Below are 11711 nucleotides of genomic sequence, written 5' to 3'. Positions count from 1 at the left end.
AAAATCGGCCCATGAGTAGCATCTTTTTTTTGGAGAAAAAAAAATAAGACATATATTTGCATCCGCTAAAGCACCACGTTGAAGGCAACAGTGCAAATAAAGCGAAGTTCATTAAAAAATTGAATGCGAGAATAGCTCATCCCGATAGCTATCGGGAGGTAGAGCACGATCCGTCAGCCGACGGATGGGGGTCGCGAAGGTTCTTATAATATTGAAAAATAAATGCGAGAATAGCTCAGTTGGTAGAGCACGACCTTGCCAAGGTCGGGGTCGCGGGTTCGAGTCCCGTTTCTCGCTCTAAGCAGGAATTCATCTTAATGGGATTCTTTTTGCAGGGTCGCCCGGATGGTGGAATTGGTAGACACGTTGGACTTAAAATCCAATGGCTATTATGGCTGTGCGGGTTCAAGTCCCGCTCCGGGTACTAATTAAAATTGAATGCGAGAATAGCTCATCCCGATAGCTATCGGGAGGAAGAGCACGATCCGTCAGCTGACGGATGGGGTCGCGGGTTCTTATAGTATTGAAAAATAATTGCGAGAATAGCTCAGTTGGTAGAGCACGACCTTGCCAAGGTCGGGGTCGCGGGTTCGAGTCCCGTTTCTCGCTCTAATGAAAGCCTCTGGATTTATAATTCAGAGGCTTTTTTTGTAGGGGCTGTTGGGATCGATCAGGCTTCACATTTCTATTTAATTCTTCTTTTACCAGGGTTCCGGCGATTGTTCCAAAAAGGGAGTATGCTTAGCCTGAATGAATATTCGTTTTCGCAGGAGCGCAATGTAAGTTGTCTGACGACATTAGTTGCTCGTGTTCTTAGTCGACCGTAATGGCGCCGCGCCCAAAACTGCGGTAGCTGTCGGGCTCAATGTCCACGTCGGGTTCAATTAGTTCCTGCTGGTGAGGTACAAAGCTAATGTATTTGATGTTTAAGCCACGTGCAATCCATTGTTTTTCGTAGTAGGTTTTGATGTCAAGCACCGGTTCGTGCTGATCGTCGGCGTAAATGTTGTTGTTATTGCCAACAATTTCAAAACCGTTGGCTTTGGCCATTTCGAGGGTGTAGCGGTATTGAAAGTTGCTGTCGGTTTTGAGGTGGACAATGCCGCCGGGTTTCAAAAACTGACGGTAAAGGGCAATGAAACGGGTGGACGTGAGCCGTTTCCGGGTTTTCTTCATTTGCGGATCGGGAAAGGTGAGCCAGATTTCGCTTACTTCGCCGGGTGCAAAAAACTGAGCAATCATCTCGATGTGCGTGCGTATAAAACCTACATTGTCCAGCCCGTGGTCGATGGCATATTTGGCTCCCTTCCACATGCGGGCTCCTTTGATGTCGATCCCCAGGTAGTTTTTTTCGGGTGCCAGTTGTGCCAGTCCGGTGGTGTATTCACCCTTTCCACAGCCCAGTTCGAGTACAATGGGCCCTTCGTTTTTAAAAAAGTCGCGCTTCCAGTTTCCTTTCAACGCATGATCGTTTTGTTGCAGTTGGTGAAACGTTACCTGCAGCACATTGCTGAAACGTTCCATGTCGGCAAATTTCGAAAGCTTATTCTTTCCCACTTTTATTCTTTTTCAACACTTATTCCAACATTTCTTAAGCCATCGAGCCTGGTTTCGCGCATTCCCTGTCTGATTGAAAAGGTGTAAGTACCCGACATGGGGAAGTAGACTGCCTGCCGGTAAGTGTTCTGATTGTGATACACTCCGCTGGTGCCTTTGCCGGTCCACTTGCCGTTGGGCAGCGCTAGCTGAAATTCGACGGTGTCGGCCAGCACCGAGCCGTCGGGGGCTGTAATGCTGGTGAAAAGCCACAGATTACTGTATCCGTAGTTTTCGAGGTTCCTGGTGTTGACATACAGATTGTAAAGGCTCGTAGTGTCGCTGATTTCGAAGGTGAAATCAGCTGTTGAATCCTTGTGCCATCCGTCGGAAGCGCTTGTGTAATAATCTTCGTATACCCGGTTGGCATCGCAGGCAAACAACAGCAAAGTGAAGATAATCAATAGACTTGCAAAGTTTTTCATGTCTTAATTATTCTGACTGTTTTCAGGTTTTGGACCCCGCCGGCGGTTGTTTCTGTTGCTTCGGGGTTTGCGGTTCGAATTGTTGTTTCTGTCCTGTGCATTTCGCTGGACCTGTTTTCTTTCGCCTGTTTGAACTTTTTCAGCTTCTCCCTGTGGTCGGCGTTTTATTTTTCGGCGCTTTTTTCGCCCGTCTTCTTTGGGCTTATCAAAGCGGGTAAGACTGTCCTGGCCAACTACATTGTGGTAGTTGTGGTCGGCTTCCTTGCCCGCGCTCAGCAGTACGTCCATCAGTTTTTCGGGTTTTTTGCCCTTGCTGTTCATTACGATGATTTCCTTTACGCGATCGACAGGAACACCGATCTGACCGCTAGGAGCATGGTTGTTGAGGGTGTACCAGTAAATACGTTTGAACACATCGGTTTTGATGTACACATATTCCCCTTCTTCGGTGTGTAGTTTTTCTTTGGGCGGGAAGTATTTCAGTTCGTCGAGATAAACATCCACTTCGTAATTGAGGCAGCACTTGAGTTTACTGCACTGGCCGGCCAGTTTTTGCGGGTTCATCGAAATCTCCTGATAACGGGCTGCCACGGTGGTGACCGAACTAAAATTCGACATCCACGAGCTGCAGCACAATTCACGTCCACAGGGCCCGATGCCGCCAATACGACCCGCTTCCTGTCGGGCTCCGATCTGTTTCATCTCGATGCGTATGCGAAAGGTTTCGGCCAGTACCTTGATGAGCTGCCTGAAATCGACCCGCTCGTCGGCTATGTAGTAGAAAATGGCCTTGGTGCCATCGCCCTGGTATTCTACATCGCCAATTTTCATGTTCAGTTTCAGGTCGGCAGCAATCTGCCGCGTTTTGATCATGGTTTCGTGTTCGCGCTGCATGGCTGCTTCCCATTTCTCGACGTCGGCCGGTTTGGCTTTCCGGTATATTTTTCGGAGTTCACCATTCACCATGGTCACCTTGTGTCGTTTCATTTGTTTCAGCACCAGGTCGCCGGTGAGCGAAACCATGCCAATGTCGTGTCCCGGGTTTCCCTCTACAGCGACCAATTCGCCAACAGCGAGACTCAGCTGATTAACATTTCTATAATAGTCTTTTCGGGTATTTTTGAACCTTATTTCAACCAGTTCTTCGGGATTGGCCGTGTTGGCCACATCGTTCAGCCAGTTGTAGGTGTCGAGCTTGGCACACGATCCGCCGTTTTTGCTGGTTGAGCAGCCCCTGAAAATTGGATTGCCTGTTGTCATATAGTAAGCTTATGTGCCTCTTCGCAAGCGAGGAGGAATATCTTTGGTTTTATTTCTGCAAACAAAAATAAGGAATTAACTGATTGTAAAAAGGGAAGCGATTTAAAATAGAAAGAATATGCTTTAGTGCCGAAGGACTTTGAATGAAGTATTTGAAAGCAGGAAAGCAACTCAGGCCCTGATCATCTTCACAATTTTTAGTGACAAATCGAGAAAGATGATGCGGGGATTGCCATTTTGGGCGATGTCGCGAAAGGCCTTTTCAAATTCTTCGGAAAAATGAAGGATGTTGCGTTCGTTGATAAAGGGGCTGAATCGTTCAGAAAAGCCCATTTCTTCATCGTTCAGGTACACAATTTCGGGACGTTTCAGGTTGAGAACGAAATTTTCGCGCAGCATTTTCATGGCATAAAGCAGAAAGCTTTTCTGGCGTTCGCGCCCAATGGAAGCAATGCTGTCAACCCATTCGAACAGGGGCATCCAGTCACGCTTGTAGCTGATGCGCATAATATTGGTAAACTGCGCGAAGAAAAAGGCTTTTTCCTCGTTGGGCGAGATCAGGTTAAGAGCGGTGATGAAATTCCCGTTGGCCTGGTGTACCAGTCCCTGTATGTTTTTGCCGGCCGCTTCGGGTAAGGTGGACAGTGCCCGGCTCATGGACTCATTATCGATACGAGGAAATTTGATCAGCTGGGTACGCGAACGGATGGTGGTCAGCAGCTGTTCTTCGTTTTCACTTATCAGGATGAAGAGTGTTTTTGGCGGCGGCTCTTCAATCATCTTCAGGAGTTTGTTGGCACACTGCCTGTTCATGCGTTCGGCCATCCAGATGATCATCACCTTGTACTCGGCTTCGAAGGTTTTCAGGTTCAGTTTGCGGATGATCTCACTGCTTTCGTGCACGTAAATGTTTCCCTGTGCATTTTCAACATCGATGGCCTTGTACCAGTTATTCAGGTTGAAATAAGGGCTTTTCAGCACCAGCTCCCGCCATTTGTCGATAAAGTGGTCGCTAACCGGTTCTTTGAGTTTTGGTGTTTTCACCACCGGAAACACAAAATGCAGGTCGGGGTGGATGAGTTTGTTGTATTTTTTACACGAGGGGCAAAGACCGCAGGCATCGCTTTCACTCCGGTTTTTGCAATTCAAAAACTGTGCATAGGCAATGGCCATGGCTATTTTGCCCACTCCTTCGGTGCCGGCAAATAACTGTGCATGGCTCACCCGGTTTTCGTGAACCCCTTCAATCAGCCGCTTTTTAATGGCATCCTGCCCAATAACATCGTTGAATTGCATGAATGCAAAGATGAAAAAAAAAGGTGAAAAACTGCCAGGTTTATTAGATGAGAAAATGGGAAAGATGGTTTTTTAATGTAGCCCCAACAGGGATCAAAACCCTTTCGGGGGTAGGTAACTTATAAAATCATTCAGCTGGACAGTTGGCATAGTCTGCTTTGAAAGTTGCACCATTTTCAATTGTAGTATTATACCCTATAGTGATACTTTGTGTACTATAAACCTCAATGTCTTTGTCACTTCCGCTAATTGTTACGTTTGAGATATTAACAGATGATGAGTTGTAACTTTTTTTCACTGTACCGTTTTCAAGTAAATCAGCATTGAATGGTTGTGAACAGTATTGGATACCACTGTTCTGGTAAATGTCGTATATATTATAAACTTCGCTTTGCGTTGCATCTTCAATATTTTCTGAATTCTCAACAAGGAAAACAACAAAATCAGTCATGTCTTGAGTAAGCCCGGGTATTGAAGAATTTAGCGTGTTATCATCGGCATTAGGATTAGGTCCCCGTAAAACATGATATCTGTTTTCATTGCATACATAAAGCATATCGAATGGCGATTTTGAAGGGTAAATGTTCTTTGTAAAATTCCTTCCCGTAGGAATATTAAACTCTGAAAAAATATTATTTGATACACTACTTGATAAGTCGAATGCAGTTGATAATGGCATAAAACATTCATATTTGTCATAGTCGAAACCCGTGCTCAATTTATCAAGCAGTGATCCTAGCATATAATTCCCATTAAAGTTTCCTCCGGGCAAGTGTTCGTACGATTTTGAACTTGAAGTTGTAAACGATTTATATTCTTTGTTGATGTAATTAAGTCTTATTCCAAACAAAGCATTTTGCCATACATTAAGTTTCATAAAAGGTGACAGACTACCCGAAGTTGGTAATTCTTTAAATTCAATATCTGTTTTAATTTTTGAACTGGTAGAATAACCTAAATAATCGGCGCCTGCTGATGGGAAACCAAGTTGACTATTGCCATGGCCATCGCCACAAGATATTGCAATATTCATGCAATTGGATGGATAAACACCTTCAATACTATTGTAAAGCGTAGAATGATCGCTATGTGGTGCATATGGTTGGTTATTTGAAGTCCCAAGGTAATGGTACATTAACATTTGCTTTGCTGCCGGACAGTCAAGTGGAGAGTATTCGCGTACAACACCATTTAAGGTTACCTGGAAGAGCAATGCTGAAAAAGTTTTCATGGGCATATTTAATAATGCAAATACCGCTTCTGAAAATGTGATGGTTTTATTTATAACACTAAACATATAACCGTATAGTTCTTGTAATGGCATTGGGATATAAGCGCCTTGCTGTGGCCCGTCGAATGAAATGTAAATCCGGGTATTGTGGTTGCTCATTTCAGAAAGTGCAATTCGTGAAATTAAAGCTCCCATTGAAGGCCCCATAACAATCAACTTTTCACTAGATCCATTATTCGATAATCTCGTATTTATTTGACCAATTGCTTGTTTTAGTGTTTCAACATTCTCCATAATGTCATTACCTCCCCATTCAAAATCAACAATGCAAATATCGTAGCCCAGGTTTTTTAAGCGATCGATTAGCCCTTCTGTAATGGAGACCCTGTTTTCTTTGTAAACTTCTTCACAATAGCTATATTTATTGATGTCACGATAGGATGAATTGAAGTTAGTTTCAAAATAAATTTCTTCGGCTGAGCGATCCACGCTTTCAAGCGGAATAGGGTCAAAACCGTCGACAATTACAACCGGCTTGGTTAATTGGGTTTTAGGTGTTCCATTAGGATTATTTCCATACCAAATCTTTACCAAACCATCGTTCATTGAGCCGGTGCGCGTGATCGAAATAGTATTGTTATATGCCGGAACGATACCGTTATTGCAGGGATAATCGGATGGAAAACCGCCAATGGCTACCGATTTAAGTGGAGCAGAAGCCGATACATGAATTAAACTTTTGGCATAAACCGAACCACCTCCGGTAAGGTTTAGCTTCAGGGTGATGGTGTAATCGCCATCGGTACTGTAGTCAATAGCATATTGTGTATTTGCTGTATAGGTTCTATATCCTGCACCATCGGCAAAATTGATTTGAGCAGATGAAACATTGTTGCTTAGGTTGCCTCTTAATGGCTCAGCTTTAAAGGTAACCAGTTGAGTTAGCGTGTCGGGATATAAAGTTCCTAGTGCCACGCAAACCGATTGATTGTAAGGATTACCACTGTTGGGTCCATCGAAAAACTGGGAGTTGATAATTTGGATTAGCCCATTATTAAATGCATTTTCATCGATATAGTTATAATTGAAATAGAGCGCACCAAGTGGTATAACATCTGTGGGTTTTTCACCTACTGAATTGAATATTGCATCGGGTGTTGGTATGGTTGGTGTTCCTATGTTGCCAGTATACAAGGTTTGATAAGTAAATAGAAATTCTTCCATGCCTGAGGCTGCACACGAACTACTTCCGTTAAAGCCAAAAAGCATTTCGGGCAATCCTGCTTTATCGGCCAAAATATTGGTTGACAGTTTCGAAGTTGCAAGGTTATCGAACATCGAAGGATAAAAGTCGAGCGTCGTTTGTGCCATACAATTTATGGCAGTAAACAGAACTATTATTAATAAATTTATTTTCTTCATTCTTTAAGGTTTAAGGGTAAAAGTTCGAATAATTCGTTTTGAGTAGTTTTAAATTTCACAACGCCATACTTCTTAGAAAAAATTAATTCCTGTAAAACAGTATCTTCAGATGAACTGAAATAGAAACAGTTTGTATATTCCTTGTCATCGATTTTTACACTATTATTCTTAATGGAATCTTTGTTGAGATAATAGTAAAAAACATGAATTTCCTTCTTGTTAGGATATGTCTTTATTTCATTGATCATCACATTATTATTACATGCATTTATTGTATAGTTGAAAGATAATGTATTATTTTGTAATATATTGAAAATGACATATGAATATCCATAGTAATCATTATCTCCTGTTCGGATACCCCATTGCCAATCATATTCATCTTGGCCAAAACCTGAAATGACTTTAGCCACAACAGTATCTGTTCCATTTTTCAAATAATACAGACTGTCGTATTCCTCAAGCAACCAGTCCATATCGTCTGTGGTAAGTTCGCAGCCATCTTTTTTACAGCTGTTATAAAGTAAGATGGATACAATTAAGATTACGAGTAGTTTTATAATTTTCATGGTTTGTTGATTTTTAGGAATAAATTTTCAAATAATTCAACTTCCAAAAGTCGTGAATTAATGGCATTCCAACGTGAACTCCTTTATTGAAACCTATTTCGTCAATATCATCTTTTTCGTATCCACCTCTTTGCCATTGGCAATAAGGGTATAAAGATACATCCCTGCATCAAGGGTAAAACCTTCAATGGTAACTGAAGTATTGCCTCGTTCAATAATTTCGAACGATTTGATTTGAGCGCCCTGCATGTTGTAAACATACAAACCGGCTTTTTTGACCGTTTCGGGCAGGAGAATGTCAATGCGGGTATTGTCGCTAAAAGGGTTGGGGATGTTTTGGCCAAGGGTGGCGGTGTTCATCATGTCAGGTTCATTGGATCCGGTTGAGTTTCCAATGTTCGCTGATTTGCTTTTTGGATTGCCTTCCAGTTTTTCAATCCTGGTTTCGAGGTCTTCGATGGTGGCCTGCTGTTCTTTCATGGCTTCAACAATTACTGGGATAAAGGCATCATATTCGAGGTAATATTTATCAGATCTTTCATCATAATAAACAGCCTCGGGGATGATGTTCATAACATCCTGAGCAACAAATCCTAAATGATCTTTCCTGTCCTTTTCTAAAAGATTCTTTTTTTCATCTTTTTTTACAGAATCTTTCCATTGTAACTTCAAATCATATTTCTGACCTTTTAGCTTTTTTATTTTATCAAGGGCAGATTCTATCTCTCTGAAATTCTCTTTCAACCTTCTATCCGAACTGGTTTGATAAACTTCCCCATTTATTTTATAAGCATAAACTTCATATAGGTGATAATCACTGGTTCCAATGTTACAAAAACCAGGATCCATTGGAACAATGCTGGTTTCATTATCATCATTCTGAGAAGTAATCAAATCGACTGTACTATAATAAGTATGAAAGCAGGTTTCATCGTAAAGCAAAGTCTTTCCAAAATTATAAATATCAAATTGACTGTTCCATAATGGATCTATTGTACCAAATCGTATATCTCCACTCGAATCCAATTTGATTTGTGCATGAACTTCAGAGAAAAGTAAAACAGCGACTAATAAGAAGAAAACTTTCTTAATTGATTTGAATTGATTTGAATTGATTTGAATTGATTTTTCATAATAGTTATTTTAGAGGGTTTATAAATATTTGTGTTTTTTGTACTAGTTTATACGAAAAACATACAAAAGGTTACCCTTTAAAGTGTTAAATCTTTCGAAAGCTGCTGTAAAACATATTATGAACCAATGCAATCATGTATATAATTGCTATTAAACAGCAGGAAGACATGCTTCTGCTGAAAACCACGGATTGATAGTTCTTCCTGCTTATTCGGGGCCTGTTGCTGTTGAAGTGATTATGATGTGGGTAAAAACTACATTTTAATTTTCAATTTCTATCTTTGCACATTCAAAAATCAAATGGAAGTTATTTGTCATTAGCAGGTTCTTAAACCAAATGCATTGGAACTTGTAAGGAAACAATTCATTTATTTTTTTTCTGTTTCCTCTGCGTACATTCTATGCGTCCTCTGCGGTTTAAAGCAAACTAATGACCAATGACCAATGACCAATGACTAACAAAATAGAAATGGCAAATTACAAACGTACACTCATTACTTCGGCCCTGCCTTATGCCAACGGACCGGTTCATATCGGGCACCTTGCAGGGGTTTATGTGCCTGCCGATATATATGCCCGTTATCTCAGGCTGAAAGGCGAAGCGGTGGCTTTTATCGGGGGAAGCGATGAACATGGTGTTCCCATTACCCTGAAGGCCAAAAACGAAGGTGTTGGCCCGCAGGACATTGTTGATAAATACCACGGAATCATCAAAGATGCTTTTGAGCGTTTTGGCATTTCGTTCGATGTGTATTCGCGTACCAGTGCCAAAGTGCACCACGATACCGCTTCAGAATTTTTCAGAAAGTTATATGACGAAGGCAAATTCATCGAAAAAACCAACGAGCAGTATTTCGATGAGGAAGCAGGCCAGTTTTTGGCTGATCGGTACATTACCGGCACCTGCCCGAAGTGCGGCAACGAGAAGGCCTATGGCGACCAGTGTGAAAGCTGTGGCACTTCGCTGAATGCTACCGACCTGATCAATCCCAGGTCGATGCTCAGCGGCAATGTGCCGGTGATGAAGGAAACCAAACACTGGTACCTTCCGCTCGATGAATACGAACCCTGGTTGCGCGAATGGATCCTCGAAGGTCACAAAGAATGGAAAAGCAACGTGTACGGCCAGTGTAAAAGCTGGATCGACGGCGGACTGAACCCGCGTGCCGTAACCCGCGATCTGCAATGGGGCGTGCCGGTGCCGGTCGAAGGTGCCGAAGGCAAGGTATTGTACGTTTGGTTCGATGCCCCCATTGGCTACATTTCGGCTACCAAGGAATGGACGCCCGAATGGGAACTTTGGTGGAAAGACGAGGAAACACGCATGCTTCATTTCATAGGGAAAGACAACATTGTTTTTCACTGCATCATTTTCCCGGCCATGCTGAAAGCCGAAGGCACTTTTATTCTTCCTGAGAATGTTCCGGCCAATGAGTTCCTGAACCTCGAAGGGGATAAAATTTCCACTTCGCGCAATTGGGCTGTCTGGCTGCACGAATACCTCGAAGAATTTCCGGGCAAGGAAGACGTGCTGAAATATGTACTCACAGCCAACGCCCCCGAAACCAAGGACAACGATTTTACCTGGAAGGATTTTCAGGCACGCAACAACAACGAACTGGTGGCCATTTTTGGCAACTTTGTAAACCGTGCGCTGGTACTTACCCAGAAATACTACGACGGCAAAGTTCCTGTTTGCGGCGCTCTGACCGACGTTGACAGGGAGACACTGCAGCAACTGGCAGTATTGAAAGCCGATGTAGAGAAAAGTCTGGATACCTTCCGTTTTCGCGAAGCGCTGAAAATTGCCATGGACATGGCCCGTTTGGGCAACAAGTACTTGGCCGACATGGAGCCATGGAAAGTGGTGAAAACCGACGAGGAGCGGGTAAAAACCATCATGAACGTGTGCCTGCAGCTTACGGCCAACCTCACCATCGTGTTTGCTCCTTTTATGCCTTTAACCTGCGAAAAGCTGCGTGGTTTCCTGAATCTCGAAAAAATGAACTGGAGCGAGCTGGGCCGTACCGATCTGCTGCCTGCCGGCCATGGGGTGAATCAGCCGGAGTTGCTCTTCGAAAAGATTGATGATGCAGTCATCGAGGCCCAGGTAAACAAATTGCTGGAGACCAAAAAAGCCAACGATCTGGCCGAAGCAAAGGCCCAACCGGCCAGGGACAATTGTACTTTCGACGATTTCCAGAAAATGGACATCCGCACAGCTACCGTTCTTGAAGCGGAAAAGGTGCCTAAAACCAAAAAGCTGATGAAGTTGTTGGTAGATACGGGCATTGATCAGCGAACCGTGGTTTCAGGCATTGCCGAATACTATACACCTGAAGAAGTAATTGGAAGACAGGTCTCCATTCTGGTGAATCTCGAGCCCCGTAAATTGCGTGGTATCGAGTCGCAGGGCATGATTCTGATGGCCGAAGACGCCGATGGCACCCTTAAATTTGTAAGTCCGGTAAGCCCCGTACGAAACGGGTCGGAAATAAAATAAAAAAAATACAAAGCCTCAACATGGCGTTGGGGCTTTTTCGTGAATTGCAGTACTGCTTCACCGCAGATCGGCAATTTACCCGATTATAATTCAGGCCCACCTTGTACGCAAGGATGGGCCTTTTATCAGGATGTTTTTTGAATAGGAATTACTTTTATATCGCTTCATCCAGTATTCAAAAACAGGGTCTCTCTGTCTGATGGCCGTTTGAGTCCAAAAAACTGTCAATATAAATTGTTTTGCCAATTTATTGAAGATGTTAGCAATTGGTCTGG

8 protein-coding genes and 3 tRNA genes are annotated in these 11711 nt (G+C 43.0%); 4 read left to right on the top strand and 7 right to left on the bottom strand.

Going from position 1 to position 11711, the window contains the following annotated elements; genetic code table 11:
* The first annotated feature begins 224 nt into the window (after window positions 1–224).
* The 3 genes from FHS86_RS00300 to FHS86_RS00290 all read left to right on the top strand — a co-directional run bounded on the left by FHS86_RS00300 (window position 225) and on the right by FHS86_RS00290 (window position 609).
* Window positions 225–297 (top strand) — tRNA-Gly (locus FHS86_RS00300).
* 42 nt (window positions 298–339) lie between these two features.
* Window positions 340–424 (top strand) — tRNA-Leu (locus FHS86_RS00295).
* 112 nt (window positions 425–536) lie between these two features.
* A tRNA-Gly gene (locus FHS86_RS00290) sits at window positions 537–609 on the top strand.
* Between the two features lie 204 nt (window positions 610–813).
* Here FHS86_RS00290 and trmB read toward each other — a convergent pair.
* The 7 genes from trmB to FHS86_RS00255 form a co-directional block, all read right to left on the bottom strand.
* On the bottom strand, window positions 814–1557 hold the full coding sequence (trmB, locus tag FHS86_RS00285) for a tRNA (guanosine(46)-N7)-methyltransferase TrmB (RefSeq protein WP_429409916.1): 744 nt from the start codon (window positions 1555–1557) through the stop codon (window positions 814–816).
* A 2-nt stretch (window positions 1558–1559) separates the two neighbouring features.
* Entirely contained in the window at window positions 1560–2021 is a 462-nt protein-coding gene (locus tag FHS86_RS00280) for a gliding motility lipoprotein GldH (protein ID WP_429409914.1), read from the bottom strand.
* Between the two features lie 3 nt (window positions 2022–2024).
* Window positions 2025–3281, bottom strand: coding sequence for a PSP1 domain-containing protein (locus tag FHS86_RS00275; protein ID WP_429409912.1), 1257 nt, complete (start codon window positions 3279–3281; stop codon window positions 2025–2027).
* A 171-nt stretch (window positions 3282–3452) separates the two neighbouring features.
* On the bottom strand, window positions 3453–4577 hold the full coding sequence (holB, locus tag FHS86_RS00270) for a DNA polymerase III subunit delta' (protein ID WP_429409910.1): 1125 nt from the start codon (window positions 4575–4577) through the stop codon (window positions 3453–3455).
* Between the two features lie 127 nt (window positions 4578–4704).
* On the bottom strand, window positions 4705–7230 hold the full coding sequence (locus FHS86_RS00265; RefSeq protein ID WP_429409908.1) for an esterase/lipase family protein: 2526 nt from the start codon (window positions 7228–7230) through the stop codon (window positions 4705–4707).
* Window positions 7227–7799 carry a hypothetical protein gene (locus FHS86_RS00260; RefSeq protein WP_429409906.1) on the bottom strand — a complete coding sequence of 191 codons (573 nt, stop codon included), beginning with the start codon at window positions 7797–7799 and terminating at the stop codon, window positions 7227–7229. The genes FHS86_RS00265 and FHS86_RS00260 overlap by 4 nt, the downstream gene beginning before the upstream one ends.
* A gap of 93 nt (window positions 7800–7892) precedes the next feature.
* The gene (locus tag FHS86_RS00255) at window positions 7893–8825 is read right to left on the bottom strand and encodes a tail fiber domain-containing protein (RefSeq protein ID WP_429409904.1); all 933 of its coding nucleotides are present in this window, start codon (window positions 8823–8825) and stop codon (window positions 7893–7895) included.
* Window positions 8826–9402: 577 nt separating this feature from the next.
* On the opposite strand from FHS86_RS00255, the gene metG reads away from it, so the two are divergent.
* Complete coding sequence (metG, locus tag FHS86_RS00250) at window positions 9403–11436, top strand: methionine--tRNA ligase (protein WP_429409902.1); 2034 nt, start codon at window positions 9403–9405, stop codon at window positions 11434–11436.
* Window positions 11437–11711 lie beyond the last annotated feature (275 nt).

Source organism: Roseimarinus sediminis, assembly GCF_050433125.1.
Lineage (GTDB): Bacteria > Bacteroidota > Bacteroidia > Bacteroidales > Prolixibacteraceae > Roseimarinus > Roseimarinus sediminis.
This window is presented reverse-complemented; position numbering and strand designations above follow the sequence as displayed.

What these genes read in the sequence shown, in the direction of transcription:
- FHS86_RS00280 (WP_429409914.1), bottom strand. Translation starts at nt 2,021, where the DNA reads ATGAAAAACTTTGCAAGTCTATTGATTATCTTCACTTTGCTGTTGTTT.
- FHS86_RS00275 (WP_429409912.1), bottom strand. Translation starts at nt 3,281, where the DNA reads ATGACAACAGGCAATCCAATTTTCAGGGGCTGCTCAACCAGCAAAAAC.
- holB (WP_429409910.1), bottom strand. Translation starts at nt 4,577, where the DNA reads ATGCAATTCAACGATGTTATTGGGCAGGATGCCATTAAAAAGCGGCTG.
- FHS86_RS00265 (WP_429409908.1), bottom strand. Translation starts at nt 7,230, where the DNA reads ATGAAGAAAATAAATTTATTAATAATAGTTCTGTTTACTGCCATAAAT.
- FHS86_RS00260 (WP_429409906.1), bottom strand. Translation starts at nt 7,799, where the DNA reads ATGAAAATTATAAAACTACTCGTAATCTTAATTGTATCCATCTTACTT.
- metG (WP_429409902.1), top strand. Translation starts at nt 9,403, where the DNA reads ATGGCAAATTACAAACGTACACTCATTACTTCGGCCCTGCCTTATGCC.